Origin of the sequence: Kocuria rhizophila DC2201 (assembly GCF_000010285.1) — a bacterium.
GTDB classification, from domain to species: domain Bacteria; phylum Actinomycetota; class Actinomycetes; order Actinomycetales; family Micrococcaceae; genus Kocuria; species Kocuria rhizophila_A.
On the sequence record NC_010617.1, the window covers coordinates 2,546,812 to 2,562,889 of the forward strand.

Here is a 16,078-nt window from a genome sequence, read left to right on the forward strand (position 1 = left end):
CGGGCCAGGGCTCAGGAGATCCGGCGCACCGTGATCTGACGGGCGAACTTCTCGACGGTGGTGCGGTTGCCCGTGCCCAGTCCGCGCCGGGCCACGTTGAGCGCCCCGGCAGAGGCACCGAGCGCCACGGCGTCCACCAGGTCCAGCCCGCGCGCCAGCCCCACGGAGATCCCGGCGGTCATCGAGTCCCCGGCCCCGCGGTGGTCCAGCGGCGTGATGGACGGCGCGCAGACCTCCCGCACGGAGTCCTGCTCCACGAGCAGCGCCGGGTCCTTGGCGCGCGAGACGACGACGGCGCCCGCGCCCCGCTCCACGAGCGCCCGCCCGGCATCCACGAGGGACTCGGGGGTGTCGTCCGAGCCGAGGTCCAGGTCCCGGACCTCCTCGTGGCTGATCTTGAGCACGTCCACGTGCGCGGCCACCGCGGCCAGGGCCGGGGCGCCGCTGAGGTCCGCGACCACGGTGGTCCCGGCGTCCCGGGTGTCCCGGATGAGACGTCCGAAGAAGGAGGCCGGCACCACGTCCCCGGGCTCCGCGCCCGTGACCGTGAGGACGTCCGAGGCCAGGGCGTCCACGAACGCCGTGCCGTAGAGATCGTCCAGCTCGTGGCGGGAGAGCTCCGGCGGCGGCATGTGGGCCACGGTCTCCCGGTCCTCCCCGCGCAGGTCGTACACGTAGCCGCCGTTGCCGTACCCGTAGCGCACGGCGTTGACCTGCATGCCGAGCCCGTCCAGCATGGAACGGATCAGGGTGCCCAGCTCACCGCCGAACGGCCCGTTCACCGAGACGTCCGCACCCAGGGAACCGGCCATGCGGGCCACCCACAGCCCCTGCCCGCCCGGGTGCATGTGCACGTCCGACTCGTGGGCGCTGCGGTTGCGGTACGCGGCGGGCTCCGTGATCTCCGTGATCAGCAGCGGGGTGGGCACCAGGACGGAGAGGCGCGGTGCGGCGCCGGAACGGGTATCGGTCACGCACGAAAGCTACCGCACGCGGTCCCTGGTGAACAGCACACCGAGGTGCCACCATGGTGGGATGAATTCCACCGCACCGGTCCGCATCGTGGAGGGCCAGGCCGCCAGCGAGCACACCCTGGCGGCCCTGGGCGCGTACTTCAGCGAGCTCGACCACCGCATCGACGGCGGGTTCGACCCCGAGCTCACCGAGGTGACCGGCCCCGAGGACGTCACCCCACCCCACGGGGACTTCTTCCTGATGACCGACCTGATCACGGGCGAGGTGATCGCGTGCGGCGCGGTCCGCAGGATCGACGACGACCGCGTAGAGCTGCGCCGGATCTGGGTGGCGCCGGAGCACCGCGGCCGGGGCCACGCCCGCACCCTGGTCCGGGCGCTCGAGAACAAGGTGCGCTCCTTCGGCGCCAGCACCGCGGTGGTCTCCCTGAACCCCGAGATGACCGAGGGCATCGCAATGTTCCGCAACCGCGGCTACGAACCGGTGGAGTCCTTCCACCGGGACACCACCGCTTCGGTGTTCCTGGGGCGGGTGCTCTAGGGCGGAGGTGGCCCGTGTGGCCGCTCAAGGGCGTGACGTCCGACCCGGGGGTGGCCATAGTGGGACTCGCGAGGAGCACTAGCGCCGAGAAGTAGGCCAGGCAGTCATCCGCACGGTTCGACGAGCCTGGCTCGCGCTTTTAACAGGCGCTTGTAACAGGTCAGGTCAGCTCCACCACGTCAGCCACCAGCGGAGCGGCCAATCCAGTCCAGCGGCCACGCTTCTGGTAGCACCACGCCACGGCATCGGACACCCAGAGCAGTGTCTCTTCGTGCGCCCTGGGAAAGTCGTAGCGCGGTCGGTTCTCGGAGGACTGGAGCGCCTGCCCGATGATCTTCTTGTCGTGGGCATACGAAGACTCGTCCTTTTCCACCCACAAGTGGTCCGCGCCGCTGGCCGCAGCATCTCGCGCGAGGGCCCCCAGACACAGCGGCCTGGCTTCCTTGTCTCTGAGCCCTCGCGCCACGTACACGTTCACCACGGTGTCGAGGGCGGAGAACTCCTTCAGCAGCTTCTTGCGGCGGTCATCGCGTTCATCGGTGAAATGGATCCTCTTCTGACCAGACAGCGCCAAGGACCGAACAGCCTTTCGGGCGCGGTTCACGTCTCCGGCGGCAACCGTGCTTGCCACCACGTAGTAGCCGCCCACTTTGGACTCATCAACAAAGACGTGGGAGTAGAGCTCGTACCGGGCCCTTCGTGAAGCGTACTGCGGGGCGCGACACCGATGACTGCCGAGAAAACCCCTGGTTCGAGCTGAGGGGAGGCGGTCCCGATGCACAGGAACCGGAGTTCACGCTTCGCGTCACCTCAGTCCCGCGCCTCCCGCGTCCTCTTGTCGTTCGCCTTCCCGATGGCCTCCACCAGCTCGTCCTTGGTCATGCCCGAACGGCCCTGGACGTCCAGCTCCTGGGCGATCTCGTAGAGGTGCTCCTTGGAGGCGTTCGCGTCCACGCCGCCGGCGGTGTCCTCCTTGTTGAGCCCACCCTTTTCCGCGCTGGCGTCCGACGGGCCGTTCTCCTCCTTGGGCTCCCAGTGGCCCCCCACCTTCTCGTGGGTGTGCTTCACCGCGGCCCACGCCGTGCGGGCCGCGCGGGACTCCTCCTGGTACTTCTCCTGTGCGGAGTCGTACGCCTGCGCGAACGTGTCCTGCGCCTTCTCGTCGGAGCGGCGCAGCGTGGACGGAATCTCGTCCTGCCGCGCGCGGCCGTTCTTCTTCGCCTTCGGCACGGTGTCCTCCTTCTTGTCGGGGATGTCTCCGGTGCTTCGATTCTAGGAACGACGACGCCGCCCGCCCCACCCTTTCGGGCCCGTCACCTCCCGTGACGGCCGGGCGAGGGTCCGTGGAAGCACCGCCGCTCGCCTTGAGCATAGTCCGCTCAAGATAGGTGCCCGAACCCTTGGCACTCTGCTGGACCGAGTGCTATATTTTTTGTAGTTGAGTCAGTGGGACTCAAGAAACGTGACAGCGCCGGATCCGGACACCAGCGGCCGAGCGCTCCACGGAGGTCACGCACATGGAAGGAATGACTGTCATGGCTACTTTCGATCCGTTCACCGAGGTCCAGAACTTCGCCAACCAGGTCCTCTCCACCCGCAACGGCCTGGAGCAGATGCCCATGGACCTGTTCCGCCGGGGCTCCAACTACTACCTCGCCGCGGACCTCCCGGGCATCGACCCCACCAGCGTGGACGTGGACGTGGACGGCCAGCTGCTGACCATTCGCGCGCAGCGCCGCCTGCCCTCTGCGGAGAAGGACACCAAGTGGATCGTGCGCGAGCGCCGCAACCACTCCTTCGTCCGCCAGCTGAACCTGGGCCAGGGCATCGACACGGAGAACATCACCGCCGCGTACGACAACGGCGTGCTCACCGTGACCATCCCCGTGTCCCCCAAGTCCCAGCCGCGCAAGATCCAGGTGGCCACGGGCCAGAACCAGGACAGCGTGGTGCTGGAGAACGGCCAGCAGGAGCAGAAGACCGAGTCCTCCGAGGACTCGGAGAGCTGAGCGCCCCGGCATCACCCGGGATGCACTGAGTGAGCCACGAGGGCCCGCGGGATCTCCCGCGGGCCCTCGTGCATGCCCGACGGGGATTCCACGCACGGGGCCCCGTAGCGTCCGCCCCACCGCGTGAGGAGCCGCCGACGCGGCGTCGCGATGTCCGGTCCTCCTCCGGGACCGCCCGCGACGGCGCGCGCGGCGTCGCCCGTGGAGTGCGGCGGTGCGCGGTGGTGCGCGGCTCAGCCCGCGAAGAAGAACCGGGTGAGGTGGAAGAACACCGGTGCCGCGAAGATCAGGGAGTCCATCCGGTCCAGGATCCCGCCGTGACCCGGGATGAGGGCGCCGAAGTCCTTGATGCCGCGGTCCCGTTTGAGGCTGCTCATCACGAGCCCGCCCAGGAAGCCCAGCAGGCAGGAGACCAGGGCCAGCACCCCGGCCTGCCACGGGGTGAACGGGGTCAGCCACCACAGCGCGGCGCCCAGGGCCGTGGCGGAGAGGACCCCGCCCACGAAGCCCTCCCACGTCTTGTTGGGACTCACGGTGGGCGCGATCCGGTGCCGGCCCATGGTCTTGCCCCAGAGGTACTGCAGGACGTCCGAGCCCTGCACCACCACCGCGAGGAACAGCAGCAGTGCCCCCGCCTCCACGCCACCAGACCCCACGGCGGAACCGTCCGCCGCGGCCTTGCCGTGATGGATGGCCACGGGCAGCTGCAGCACGGCCGGGAGGTAGCTCAGGGCGTAGACGCACACCATGAGACCCCACTGGCTCAGGGCGGCCCGGTGCAGGAAGGACTCCGTGCGCCCGGACAGCGCGAGCAGCACGGGCAGGAACAGGAACGCGTACACCGGGATGAAGATGGCGAACATCCCGTACCAGTGCTCCCACACGAACCAGAAGTGCAGCGGGGCCAGGACCACCAGGATCCACGTCAGCACCCAGCGGTCCCGCTCCCCGGGCGGCAGCAGGTTGGCGAACTCCCGCAGGGCCAGCAGGGACAGGGCGAGGAACAGCAGCACCACGGCGGTCTCCCCCAGCGCCAGGCTGCCCACGAGCACCGCCACCATGATCCACCACGCGAAGACCCGCTGCCGCACGTTCAGCAGCGTGGCTCGCAGCCCCTCCGACGCCGTGCGCCGGTACATCAGCTCCGCCACGACGGTGGCCAGCACCAGGAACCCCAGCAGTCCGGAGAGGAACCACCACGTGGGCCCGCCCAGCAGTCCGATCACCATAACGGCCTACCCCTTCTCCCGCAGTTCGCGCGCCACGGCCCGCAGCCGGGTGGCCACGGTCAGCGCGCACCCCAGCACCACGAGCACGAGCGTGACCCACAGGACGGTCCCGCGCGGCCACCCCCACCACGGGTCGGTGACGCTCAGCAGGATCCCTGCCATGAGCAGCCACATGCGCCGCTGCTTGGGCAGCACCCCGCCGAACTGCTGCGCGCACCCCGCGCTCACGCCCAGGGTGCGCACGTAAGCGGTGAGCACCGCGAGGCTCCCGGCCAGCCACCCCAGGGCTGCACCGCCCGCCACGGACGACGCCGCCCAGCCGGCCCCCGCGAGCAGCGCCAGGTCCGAGATCCGGTCCGGCACCTCGTTGTAGAGCTCCCCCGTGGGGGTGCGCAGCCCGCCCTCCACGGCGAGCATCCCGTCGAACATGTTGCACAGCAGACGCAGGGGGATGCAGAGCGCGGCGAGGACGAGAGGGAGGGCGCGGGCGGCGTCGTCCGCGTGGACCGAGACCACCAGGCACCCGCAGCCCACCAGGGAGACGAGCACCGAGGCCACCGAGATGTGGTTGGGGCGCAGGCCCGCGCGCTGCAGGGCACCCGCGATGGCGGTGGCCCACCCGGCGGAACGCTGCGGGATGGGCCTGCGCAGGGGATCGGTGGTGGCCATGCGGCGTCTCCTCGGGCCGTGGGGACTGTGGATCTGCGCCAACAGTGGCATACCCGCTGGCCCGTGGTGGTTGGATGTCCACAACCGCGCCACCTCGATCCCACCGGGAGACCACCGTGCACAGCAGCACCTTTGAAGAGCCCGCACCACCTTGGCCCTCGCGCCAGGCACGGCTGACCTGCGGAGACGGGCCGCGCGCCGTCCCGGGAGCCGCCGTGACGCACCGTGCGCGCCCCCGGAGCGGAGGAGCACGGTGAGCGCGCTGCGTGACCACGCCGTGGCCGGGCTGTGGGGGTTCGCCGAGGCCACTGCGTTCTTCGTGGTCCCGGACGTGTGGCTCTCCGCGGTCGCCCTCCGGAACCTGCCCCGCGGGCTCACGGGCGCGGCGTCGGCCACGGCGGGCGCGCTGGTGGGCGGCGCCGTGGTGCACCGCTGGGGCGCGCGTGCCACCGGGGACGACTCGGCCAGGATGCTCGCCCGGATCCCCGCGGTCTCCCCCGCCATGGTCGAGCGCGTGGAGCGGGAGATGGCCGCGCGGGGGTTCACGGCCGTGCTCCTGGGCCCGCTGCGGGGCACCCCCTACAAGCTCTACGCCCGCACCGCCGGACTGCGCGGAGACCCGCTGCCCCGGTTCCTCGCGTGGTCCGTGCCCGCGCGGACCCCGCGCTTCGTGGTGGTCACCGCTGCGGTCGGCGGGATCTCCGCCCTGCACGGCCGGCTCTGGCCGCACGCTCCCGAGCGGGTGCGGTGGGCGATCTTCGGCACCGGGTGGACCGCGTTCTACGCGTGGTACTTCCGCACGGTGGGCAGGGACTGAGAACGGGCCCCGGACACCGACCGCAACGGTCGGCACCCGGGGCCCGTCGAGCCGGCGCGAGGGACGCTCAGCGGCCCATCCAGCGCACCACGCGGTCGAGGTCCTCGGTGGCGCGCTCGGACCACACCATCAGCGCGTACACGTGGGGCCCGCCCTCGCACACCACGGTGGTGGTGTCCACGCCTGCGCGGACCAGGTCCGTGACGAACTCCATGGTGTCCGGGTAGAGCATGTCCCGGTCCCCCTGCAGCACGAACGTGCGCGGCAGCCCGTGGACGTCCCCGAACGCGGGGCTCACCGCGGGATCCGTGACCTCACGGGTGCCGGCCCACCAGCGGGCCGCGGCGCGCGGGCCCTCGGTGTCCAGCATGTGGTCCACGGAGCGGTACTGCTCGATCTCCGGGTTGCTCACGGTCGCGTCCACCCACGGGGAGATCAGGATCAGCCCGGCAGGCGCACCCATCCCCGCATCGCGCAGCCGCATGGCCTGAGCGACCGCCAGGCCGCCACCGGCCGAGTCGCCGGAGAGGAACACCCGCGACCCGAGGCCGTGCGCCAGGTCCCACACGCCGTCGGCCAGGGCCAGCGCCTCGTCCACCGTGTGGTCCGGGGCGAGCCCGTAGCCCGGCACCACCACGGTGGCCCCGGTGCGCTGGATCAGCGCGTCGATCCACCGCCAGTGCGTGGTGGTCACGGGGTGCACGTACGCGCCGCCGTGCCAGTGGACCACCACGGGGGCATCCGCGAGCGGGGTCCGTGGCCGGGCGACGACCACCGGCCGTCCGGCCACCATGACCTTCTGGAACTCCACGCGCCTGTGCATGGACCGGTGCGGTGCGGCCTCCTCACGGGGCCGGGCGAGGGAGGCCAGCAGCTTCTCCTCGGACTCCCACACGTTGGGCAGCACCCGCAGCCCCTGGTCGGTCACCCGCAGCGCGGGGTCCGCCGGGACCAGGACCACGTCCGGCGTCGGCTCCGCAATCTCCGCCAGGACCGGCTCGGCCGTCGCACGGGGTTCCGGGTCGGGGTCCGCGTCCTGCTCCACGGCGTCGTTCCCCGTGGGGGCCGCGGCGTGGCGGCCGTGCCGCTGAGCGCGGTGTCGCTCGGTCTCGGTGCGGGTGTCGGCCGCGGGCTCCTCGCCGCGCGGTGAGTCCGCGCCCGACGCCGCGTGGTGGGCTGCCGCGCCGACGGTCGCCGCAGCCACCGGTGCGGCCACGGCCGCTCCGGTGTGCTGCGCGGTGCCGCGCTGGCGCCCGGGGGACTCCGCGCGGTGGCGACCCTTCGCGTGGGAGCGGCGTGTGGCGTCGTCGTCCGCCGCGGCCGTGCCAGCGGCGACCGCCGCACCGGCGCTCGCGCGGGTCAGGGACTCGCCCTCGACGTCCACGTTCGGCATGATGCGGTCCAGCCAGCGCGGCAGCCACCAGGCCTTCTCGCCCAGCAGACGCATGACCGCCGGGACCAGGAGCATGCGCACCACGAAGGCGTCCAGCAGCACACCGCCCGCGAGCGCGAAGCCGATGGGCTTGATCATCGCCAGCTCCGAGAAGATGAAGCCCGCGAACACGGAGATCATGATGATCGCGGCCGCGGTAACCACGGAGCGCCCGGCCCGGAAGCCGTACACCACGGCCTGGCGCGCGGGGTGCCCGTGGACGTACGCCTCGCGCATGCCGGAGACCAGGAACAGCTGGTAGTCCATGGCCAGGCCGAAGAGGATGCCGATCATCAGGGTGGGCAGGAAGCTCAGGATGGGCCCGGGATCGTGCACGCCGAACACGGCACCGCCCCAGCCCCACTGGTACACGGCCACCACGGCGCCCAGGGAGGCGAGCACCGAGAGCAGGAAGCCCAGGGTGGCGATCACGGGAACCAGGATCGAGCGGAACACCATGAGCAGCAGCAGGATGGAGATGACCATGACCACGCCCAGGTAGAGCGGGAGCTTCTCGCCGAGCAGCTGGGAGACGTCGATGTTCGCGGCGGTGGTGCCCGCCACGCCCACGTGGACGTCCTGCTGGGAGCCGAGATCCCCGTTGAGGTCACGGATGCTGCCCACGAGGTTCTCGGTGGCCGCCTCCGCGGGACCGGACTCGGGGATCACCTGGATCACACCGGTGGTGCGGTCGTCCGTGAGCTGGCCGGGCAGGACGTTGGCCACGTCCTCCTGCTGCGCCAGGCGGTCCGAGACGGCGTCCATCTTCTCCTGCGCCCGGGCCTTGTCGAGACCCTCGGGCAGGTCCACGACGACGGCGATCGGGCCGTTCTCGCCCGCACCGAAGTCCTCGGCGATGCGCTGGTACGCCCTGTACTGGGTGCTGTCCTGGGCCTCGGTGGAGGCGTCCGGCAGCCCGAGGCGCATGCTCTGGGCCGGCAGGGCGAGCACGATCAGCACCGCCGCGCACGCCACGGTGCTCAGCCACGGGTGGCGCAGGTGCAGGGGCACGTTGTGCTCGTCGATCACGCCCTCGCGCGGCTCGGCGCCACGCTGCTTCCTGGGCAGCACCCGCGTGCCGGCCAGGGACAGCAGCGCGGGGGTGAGCGTGAGGGTCATGAGCAGGGCCACCAGCACGGCCAGACCCGCCGCGGTGCCCATCAGGCCCAGGAACGGGATGCCGGTGACGTTCAGCGCCACGAGCGCCACGATCACGGTCAGCGCCGCGAAGAACACCGCGGTGCCCGCGGTGCCCACGGCCATCCCGATGGACTCCCGCACGGGCATTCCCCCGCGCAGCTGCTGGCGGTGCCGGTTGAGCACGAACAGCGAGTAGTCGATGCCCACCGCCAGGCCCAGCATCACGCCGAGCATGGGCGTCACGGACATCATGTCCACCACGCCGGAGAAGGACAGGGTGATGCACGAGGCCACGGCCACGCCCAGCAGCGCGGTGAGCACGGGCAGCGCCGCGGGCACCACCGCCCGCAGCATGATCAGCAGCACCAGCGCGGCCACGACCACGCCGATGACCTCCGAGGGGCCCAGCAGCGCGGTGATGTCCTGCGCGATCTCCTGGGAGAAGTCCACGTCCACGCCGTCCACCGGGTGGCTGCGGACCGCGTCCATCACGGCGTTCTTGGTGTCCGCCTCCACCGCGTTCTGCTCCTGCGTGAAGTTGACCACGCTGATCGCGGAGTTCTGGTCCTTGGACACCACGCGGTAGTCGCCCATGCGCTCGAAGGACTTCTCGCCCTCTTCGAGCTGGGCCTTCTGCTGCTCCATCGCGGCGGGATCCACCCCGCGCTGCTTGAGCACCTGCTCCGCGCTCACCCCGGGCGGCAGGCTCTGCTTGAGCTGGGCGATCTGCCTCTCGCCCTGGTCCAGCTTCGCGCGGCCGTCCTTGAGCTGCTGGCGGCCGTCGTCCAGCTGCTGCTGGCGTTCGAACGGGTTCACGGTGGAGGCCACGCCGGAGACGTCCTGCGTGGCCTTGAGCGCATCGGCGATGCCGTCCTTCTGCGCCTGCGTGAACGCGGAGCCGTCCGTGGTGTGGAAGACCACCCGTCCGGTGCCTTGGTTGGCCTCGGGCATCTCCGCCTTGAGCCGGTCCGCCAGGTTCTGGGTCTCGGTCCCGGGGATGGTGACCGCGTTGCTGAGGTTCACCCCCGAGAGGGCCACCCCGCCCACGGCCAGCGCCAGGACGGCGAGCCACACCAGGATCACCGCCCACGCGTGAGCGGCTGCGCTCTTGCCCAGCCTGTAGAGAAGTCGTGCCACGGGATGTCTCCTACTGAATCGGAAGGGTTCTCTTGCGTGCGCCGCCGGGTGTGCGCCGCAGCGCGTGCCCGGGCGGTGCGGGGCGGGCCCCGCGCGAGGTCGGAGGGCGCCGGCGGACAGGCCGACGCCGCGTGGTCAGGAGTCGAAGCCCCGCCCCAGGACGTCCAGGGCGGTGGAGAGCAGCTCGTCCCACGTGCGGCGGCCCCGCTCGTCCAGGACGCCGCCGGTGCGGGCGAGCCACTCGTCCAGGCACTCGGCGAAGGAGTTGATGAGGGTGGTGGCCACCAGGTGCGTCTGGAACGGCGTGTACCGGGGCAGCCGCTCCCGCAGCACCTCGTCCAGGCGCTGCACCGCGGTGCTGGTGACCCGGAAGCTCCACAGGGACGCCGCCGGGGTGCCCTTGACGTCCACGGAGAGCACCGGCTGCAGCTCGGCGATCAGCCCGCGGGAGCGCAGGGCGTGGATCAGCTGCCGGTAGACGTCCCCCAGGCTCGCCTCCCCCGCCGGCCCGGGGTCTGGCAGCTCCTCCAGGACCCGGTCGATGAGGTCGGTGGCCAGTTCCGACAGGTGCTCGAACACCGCGTCCTGCGCCGAGGGGAAGTGGTTGAAGATGGTGCGGCGGGACACCCCCGCGCGCTCCGCGAGCTCGTTGACGGTCACACGATCCGCGCCCCGCTCCGTGGCCAGCTCCCCCGCGGCCACGATGATGGCCCGGCGGTTGCGCAGCCGGATGGCCTCGCGCTTGTCCTTGGGCTCCGCCGCGGGCCGCTGGCGGCATCCGGAGATCAGCTGGGGTGTCACGTGCGCCATCGTACGGCAGTCATTGCACTGTGTGCACCTTTCTGTGCGGAGGGTCTCACCGGTCCGCACCGGGGGCGCCGGTCTCCACCTCAGTGCAGGTAGCGCGCCCGCACGTCCGCGGGCAACATGCCCCCGCCCGTGAGCCACGCGAGGTGGGTGGCGCCCTCCGGAACCCGCACCCCGGCACCCTCGAAGGAGTCACCGCGCGCCGCGTCCCCCGCCACCCGGAGGATGGATTCCAGCGCCGCGGCAGCCGACGGTTCCACGACCATGCCTTCTGTGGCATACAGAGCCTTGACCTGGTCCGTCATCTGCTCGTCCGACGCCGTGACGCACCCCGCGATGAGCCCCTGCATCGCACGTCCCACGAAGCCCGAGGGTCGCCCCACGGCCAGACCGTCCGCGACCGTGCGGGTGCTGAGTCCCAGCTGCGCAACCGAGATGCCGTCGTGAAGGCCCGTGTGCAGCCCCAGCAGCATGCACGGCGCTTGGGTGGGCTCCACGAACGCGCAGCGCACGGCGTCCCCGAGCTCCCGCACCAGCCCGTAGGCCACGCCACCGGGTGCACCGCCGATCCCGCACGGCAGGTGCACGACGAGCGGGTGGTCCCGGTCCACGGTGATGCCCTGCTCGCGCAACTGGGCCGCCACGCGCGCTCCGGCCACGGCGTACCCGGCGAACAGGCTCAGCGAGTGCTCGTCGTCCACGAAGTGCACGGCGTCGTCGTGCTCCGCGGCCGCTCGCCCGGCCGCCACCGCCCGCGTGTAGTCCGTGCTGTGCTCCACCACCTCCACGCCCCGCGAGCGCAGCAGGTCCTTCTTCCACTGCTGCGCGTGGGTGGACATGTGCACGGTGGCCTGCAGCCCCAGGGCAGCGGAGATGATCCCGATGGACAGCCCCAGATTGCCGGTGGAGCCCACCACCACGCGGTGCCCGGCCATGAGTGCGCGGAACGGTGCGCTGCTGAACGCGGTGTAGCCCACCGCCCGGGAGGCAGTGCCGCCGGCGCCGGTCCCCGCCCCTTCGCTCTGGCCGCTTCCCACATTGGTCGCGCCGCTGCGACCCGGGCCGGAGGAAGCAGCCCCGTCCGCCGCGGGCCGGTCGTGCGGGAGGGCCGGGGTGGAATCCGGATCCGCGTGCGTTGCCGGATCCGGGTGCGTCACCGGGGCTGGCAGGAGACCGTGCGCCACGGCCAGGGACTCGGCGTACTGCAGCACCTCGTGGACGCCGCCTCGCGCCTTGACAGAGCCGCTGACCGGCAGGATGTCGTCCCGCTTCAGCAGCACCCGTCCGCTCCGCACCCCGGCGGCCTCCTGCCACGCCGGCGCGGCCTGCAGCGGGGACTCGATGAGCCCACCCGCGGCGGCGGTGTCCGGGAACGTGCGTGCGATCCAGGGGCGGAAGCGCTCGAGGCGCGCGGCGGCGTCGTCAACGATGGCGGGGTCCACCCCGGACGCCGCGAGCCCCTGCGCGACGTCCGTCGCGGCGGGATTCCACCAGGTCAGGGGCTCTTCCCGGGCCAGGCGCGCGGCCAGCGGATCTGCGAGGAGACCGCCGGGGAAGGCGTCCTCCCGAGCCGGGGGCAGGGATGCGGGGCGCGGGTCGGGACGCTGGGCTGTCATGCGTCCATCATGGCGCCGTCAGGGGAAGGGGACCACCGGGGGGGGCGCCTCACACCACCCGGCGCGTGCTCTCCGGGCGGGTGGCGTGCATGGCCACCGCCGCCACGAAACCCGCGACGCCCGCCCCCAGGGTGAGCACGAAGCCGCGTTCGGGCACCTCGGACAGGAACCCGCCCATCGCGGAGCCGAACGAGACCCCCAGGACGATGCACGTGGTGAGCATGGTCATCACACTGGCCATGCGGTGAGACGGCGCGGCCCGCTCGCCGCGTGTGTATGCGCTGACCAGCAGGGTCCCCACGCCGAGGCCCGTGGCCGCGTAGAGCACACCGAGGGGCACCGGGCCGGGGACGGTCATGAGGGCCACGGCCGTGGCGCCCACGATGAGACCACCGGCCGCCACCCGCACCGACAGGGGCACGCGCGACGGCAACCGGGACACCAGCAGGCTTGCGAGCGCGCTGCCCACCCCCATGCAGCCGTAGATCAGACCTGTGTAGGCCTCCGTGCCGCGCTCGGCGTTGATGGCGGTCAGGGCCGTCTGCGTGGAGCCGAACACGGTGCCCACGCACAGGCACGCGAGCATGGGCGGCAGCACCGCGGCCCAGCGGATCCGGGGGGCGGTGCCGTCCGTGACCTCCATCGAGCGGGTGTCCAGGCTCAGGTTCCGGCGCTGCGCGAGGTAGACGATGAAGCAGCCCTGACCGAGCAGCACCCACACCATGAGCACCACGAGCGCGGGGTTCGGACCCAGCACCCCCACCAGCACGCCCGCGATCACGGGGCCCAGGACGAACCCCACCTCGTCGCACGCCGTTTCGTAGCCCAGCGCCCTGCTCACCAGCCCGGGCGTACGACGACGCCGCGCGAGCGCCGACCAGCGCGCCCTCGCGATCGCGCCGATCTGCGGATTGGCGGCGCCGATCACGGCACCGCACACGAGGATGAGGGAGGAGGGCGCCTCGAGCAGCACCACGGCCAGCAGGGAGCTCATGCCCAGCAGCTGCACCACGGTGGCGGACACGACCACGGGCAACGGTCCGAAGCGGTCCACCATCCGACCCAGCAGAGGGGCCCCCACCGCTGAGCCCAGGCCCGTGGCGGCCACGGTGAGACCGGCGAGCCCCAGCCCCAGTCCCGCGCCGCTCACGTAGAGCAGCACCCCCAGCTGGACGGTGGCGGCGGGCAGGCGGCCGATCAGCCCCGTGATCAGGAACGGCCAGCCACCCGCGGCCACTAGCGAGGGGGCACCTGCCGGTGCGGGCGTCGTCGTGCGCGGGGATTCGTGGGGCGGGGGTGTGCTCATGTGCGTGCTCCTGGGTACGTCGGACAACCGCGCACCCGACCACACACGCGGAGAACCCCTGTCTACGCCGCCGATTCTACCGTGGCGCCGCCGGGGGATGGTGCTGTCTTATGGAGTAAACGCAGCCTGAGCAGCGAAAATCCGCTTCTGCTCCGTTGGTGCAGACGCCCACCCCAGGATTAAGTGCAGCTTTTGCCGCTTACTCGGTGGTAGACAGCAAAGCCTGCACTTAATCCTCGCCGGGGGCAGACGGCCCAGCACGCATCTCCAACTGCCGTGCACGCCAGGACCAGCGGCCGTGTGCACCGCGTCACATACTGGGGGCATGACGAACACAGCAGACAGCGCCCGCCACACCGTCGTCGTGGGCGCGGGCACCGCAGGATCCATCGTCGCCGGGCGCCTCGCCGAGGCCGGGCACCGCGTCACCCTGATCGAGGCGGGCGGTGAGGACACCAACCCGGCCATCCCGCACCTCTCCCGCCTGGGCGAGCTCTGGCACAGCCCCGAGGACTGGGACTACTTCACCGTGCCGCAGGAGCACGCCTCCGGGCGGGTGATCCACTGGCCGCGCGGGCGCGTGCTCGGCGGCTCCCACGCGCTCAACGCCGCCATCTGGGTGCGCGGCAACCCGCTCGACTACGACGACTGGGCCGCGGCCGGCTGCGAGGGCTGGGCATGGCGCGACGTCGCCCCCATCTTCGAGGCGCTCGAGGCCTGGGACGGGCCCACCGCGGACGACGACGCCGCCGCGCCCCGCGGCACGGACGGTCCCGTTCCGGTGGTCGGCAGCTACCGGCGCAGCCCGATCTTCGACTCCATCATCGCGGCCGCGGAGGCCGTGGGGGTGCCGTTCAACGCCGACTACAACTCGGGCTCCCAGGAGGGGATCTCCCAGGAGCAGCTCACCGTGGCGGACGGCAAGCGCGTGACCACCTACATGGCGTACGCGAAGCCATGGGTGGACCGGGGCGCCATCGAGGTCCGCACCGGGGCGGTAGTGGAACGGCTCGTGGTCACGGACGGCCGGGTCACGGGGGTCCAGCTGCACGCGGGCCCGAACGCCGAGGTGGAGGGCGTCTCACCCGAGGAGCCCACCGCGGACCTCCGCTCGGACGGGGAGATCGTCGAGGCGGACGAGGTGGTGCTGTGCGCCGGGGCGCTCGACAGCCCCAAGATCCTCATGCGCTCGGGCATCGGCCCCGCGGAGCACCTGCGGGAGGTGGGGATCGAGCCGGTGGTGGACCTGCCCGGCGTCGGCGAGAACCTGCACGACCACCTGCTCGTGCCCGTGATAGCGGAGGCCACCGCCCGAACCATCGAGCACCCCGAGAACGAGATCGCGGTGACCCAGACGCACCTGTTCTGGAAGTCCACCCCGGACCAGGACCGCCCGGACACCCAGCCCCTCCACTTCTGCGTGCCCATGTACGACGACCAGATGGAGGGACCCGCCAACTCCTTCACCCTGCACACCGGGCTGGTGCGCCCGTACTCGCGGGGCAGGATCACCCTGACCGGGCCCAGCAGCACGGACCCCGCCCACTACGACCCCAACATCTTCTCGGACCCCCGGGACCGGGAGGCGCTGCGGGCATCGCTGCGGCAGGGACGGGCGATGGCGGCGTCGTCACCCTTGGCCGAGGAGTGGGGCGCGCGGGAGATCTACCCCGGACCGGACGTGGTCACCGAGGCGGACGAGGATGCCTACATGGACCGGGCCGTGACCACGTACCACCACCAGGTGGGCACGTGCCGCATGGGCACCAACGAGATGGCCGTGGTGGACCCCGCCACGCTGCGCGTGCGGGGGGTGGACGGCGTGCGGGTGGTGGACGCCTCCGTGATGCCGTTCATCACCAACGGCAACACGAACGCCCCCTCCGCCATGATCGGCGAGAAGGGGGCGCGGATGCTGCTGGGAGGGTGACCCGAGACCGGGTCACCGGGGCCGAGGCCCGGCCAGAGCCCGGGAGAGCGTGTGCACTCCGGGGCGGCGTGCAGACCCCCAGGCACCCGTCGGACCACGAGAAATGCGCCCCGCCGCAATCGGCAGAGCGCATTTCTCGTGGTCCCCGGGGAGCTGTCCTCGCCCGCGGACGAATGATCAGGGAGTGATCAGGAGATCACGGAGATGTTCGTGGCCTGCAGGCCGCGGTCGCCCTGCTGGACCTCGAACTCGACCTTGTCGCCCTCGTTGAGGGAGCGGAAGCCGCCGGAGTTGATGCCGGAGAAGTGGGCGAAGACGTCGTCGGAGCCGTCCTCGGGGGCGATGAAGCCGAAGCCCTTGTCAGCGTTGAACCATTTGACGGTGCCAGTAGTCATAGTCAGACCTGTCTTTCTGGAAGAAAGTGAGCTCATCCCGAATTTCGGGGGCTCGGCGTTGCGATGCTTGCCATGA

The 16,078-nt window shown here is 71.7% G+C and carries 14 protein-coding genes; 4 read left to right on the plus strand and 10 right to left on the minus strand.

Annotation, left to right across the window (positions count from 1 at the left end):
* Positions 1 to 11: 11 nt before the first annotated feature.
* The gene (locus KRH_RS10975) at positions 12 to 974 is read right to left on the minus strand and encodes a 1-phosphofructokinase family hexose kinase (RefSeq protein WP_012399287.1); all 963 of its coding nucleotides are present in this window, start codon (positions 972 to 974) and stop codon (positions 12 to 14) included.
* Between the two features lie 61 nt (positions 975 to 1,035).
* Between KRH_RS10975 and KRH_RS10980 the strand changes: the two genes are divergently transcribed.
* Entirely contained in the window at positions 1,036 to 1,515 is a 480-nt protein-coding gene (locus KRH_RS10980; RefSeq protein WP_041297439.1) for a GNAT family N-acetyltransferase, read from the plus strand.
* A 160-nt stretch (positions 1,516 to 1,675) separates the two neighbouring features.
* Here the strand turns inward: KRH_RS10980 and KRH_RS10985 are convergent, their stop codons facing one another.
* Both KRH_RS10985 and KRH_RS10990 read right to left on the minus strand, forming a co-directional pair.
* Positions 1,676 to 2,164 (minus strand): hypothetical protein, encoded by a 489-nt coding sequence (locus KRH_RS10985; protein WP_050738075.1) that lies wholly within the window; start codon positions 2,162 to 2,164, stop codon positions 1,676 to 1,678.
* Between the two features lie 161 nt (positions 2,165 to 2,325).
* Positions 2,326 to 2,745 carry a ChaB family protein gene (locus KRH_RS10990; protein ID WP_012399290.1) on the minus strand — a complete coding sequence of 140 codons (420 nt, stop codon included), beginning with the start codon at positions 2,743 to 2,745 and terminating at the stop codon, positions 2,326 to 2,328.
* Between the two features lie 305 nt (positions 2,746 to 3,050).
* Between KRH_RS10990 and KRH_RS10995 the strand changes: the two genes are divergently transcribed.
* A complete protein-coding gene (locus KRH_RS10995) occupies positions 3,051 to 3,524 on the plus strand; it encodes an Hsp20/alpha crystallin family protein (RefSeq protein WP_041297440.1) in 474 nt (157 codons plus the stop codon).
* Between the two features lie 233 nt (positions 3,525 to 3,757).
* Here the strand turns inward: KRH_RS10995 and KRH_RS11000 are convergent, their stop codons facing one another.
* Both KRH_RS11000 and KRH_RS11005 read right to left on the minus strand, forming a co-directional pair.
* A complete protein-coding gene (locus KRH_RS11000; protein ID WP_012399292.1) occupies positions 3,758 to 4,753 on the minus strand; it encodes a phosphatidate cytidylyltransferase in 996 nt (331 codons plus the stop codon).
* 6 nt (positions 4,754 to 4,759) lie between these two features.
* Positions 4,760 to 5,422, minus strand: a complete 663-nt coding sequence (locus KRH_RS11005; RefSeq protein WP_012399293.1) for a CDP-alcohol phosphatidyltransferase family protein — start codon at positions 5,420 to 5,422, stop codon at positions 4,760 to 4,762.
* A 253-nt stretch (positions 5,423 to 5,675) separates the two neighbouring features.
* Here KRH_RS11005 and KRH_RS11010 point away from each other — a divergent pair, with 253 nt between their 5' ends.
* A complete protein-coding gene (locus KRH_RS11010) occupies positions 5,676 to 6,239 on the plus strand; it encodes a hypothetical protein (RefSeq protein ID WP_012399294.1) in 564 nt (187 codons plus the stop codon).
* Between the two features lie 67 nt (positions 6,240 to 6,306).
* Here the strand turns inward: KRH_RS11010 and KRH_RS11015 are convergent, their stop codons facing one another.
* From KRH_RS11015 to KRH_RS11030, 4 genes are all read right to left on the minus strand, one after another.
* Entirely contained in the window at positions 6,307 to 9,948 is a 3,642-nt protein-coding gene (locus tag KRH_RS11015; RefSeq protein WP_012399295.1) for an MMPL family transporter, read from the minus strand.
* Positions 9,949 to 10,083: 135 nt separating this feature from the next.
* Complete coding sequence (locus tag KRH_RS11020) at positions 10,084 to 10,749, minus strand: TetR/AcrR family transcriptional regulator (RefSeq protein WP_012399296.1); 666 nt, start codon at positions 10,747 to 10,749, stop codon at positions 10,084 to 10,086.
* Positions 10,750 to 10,838: 89 nt separating this feature from the next.
* On the minus strand, positions 10,839 to 12,371 hold the full coding sequence (locus tag KRH_RS11025) for a D-serine ammonia-lyase (RefSeq protein ID WP_012399297.1): 1,533 nt from the start codon (positions 12,369 to 12,371) through the stop codon (positions 10,839 to 10,841).
* A gap of 49 nt (positions 12,372 to 12,420) precedes the next feature.
* Positions 12,421 to 13,677, minus strand: coding sequence for an MFS transporter (locus tag KRH_RS11030; RefSeq protein WP_012399298.1), 1,257 nt, complete (start codon positions 13,675 to 13,677; stop codon positions 12,421 to 12,423).
* Between the two features lie 325 nt (positions 13,678 to 14,002).
* Here KRH_RS11030 and KRH_RS11035 point away from each other — a divergent pair, with 325 nt between their 5' ends.
* Positions 14,003 to 15,607: a GMC family oxidoreductase gene (locus tag KRH_RS11035; protein ID WP_012399299.1), complete on the plus strand. Its 1,605-nt coding sequence runs from the start codon at positions 14,003 to 14,005 to the stop codon at positions 15,605 to 15,607.
* A gap of 188 nt (positions 15,608 to 15,795) precedes the next feature.
* Here the strand turns inward: KRH_RS11035 and KRH_RS11040 are convergent, their stop codons facing one another.
* The gene (locus tag KRH_RS11040) at positions 15,796 to 16,002 is read right to left on the minus strand and encodes a cold-shock protein (RefSeq protein ID WP_012399300.1); all 207 of its coding nucleotides are present in this window, start codon (positions 16,000 to 16,002) and stop codon (positions 15,796 to 15,798) included.
* Between the last annotated feature and the right edge of the window lie 76 nt (positions 16,003 to 16,078).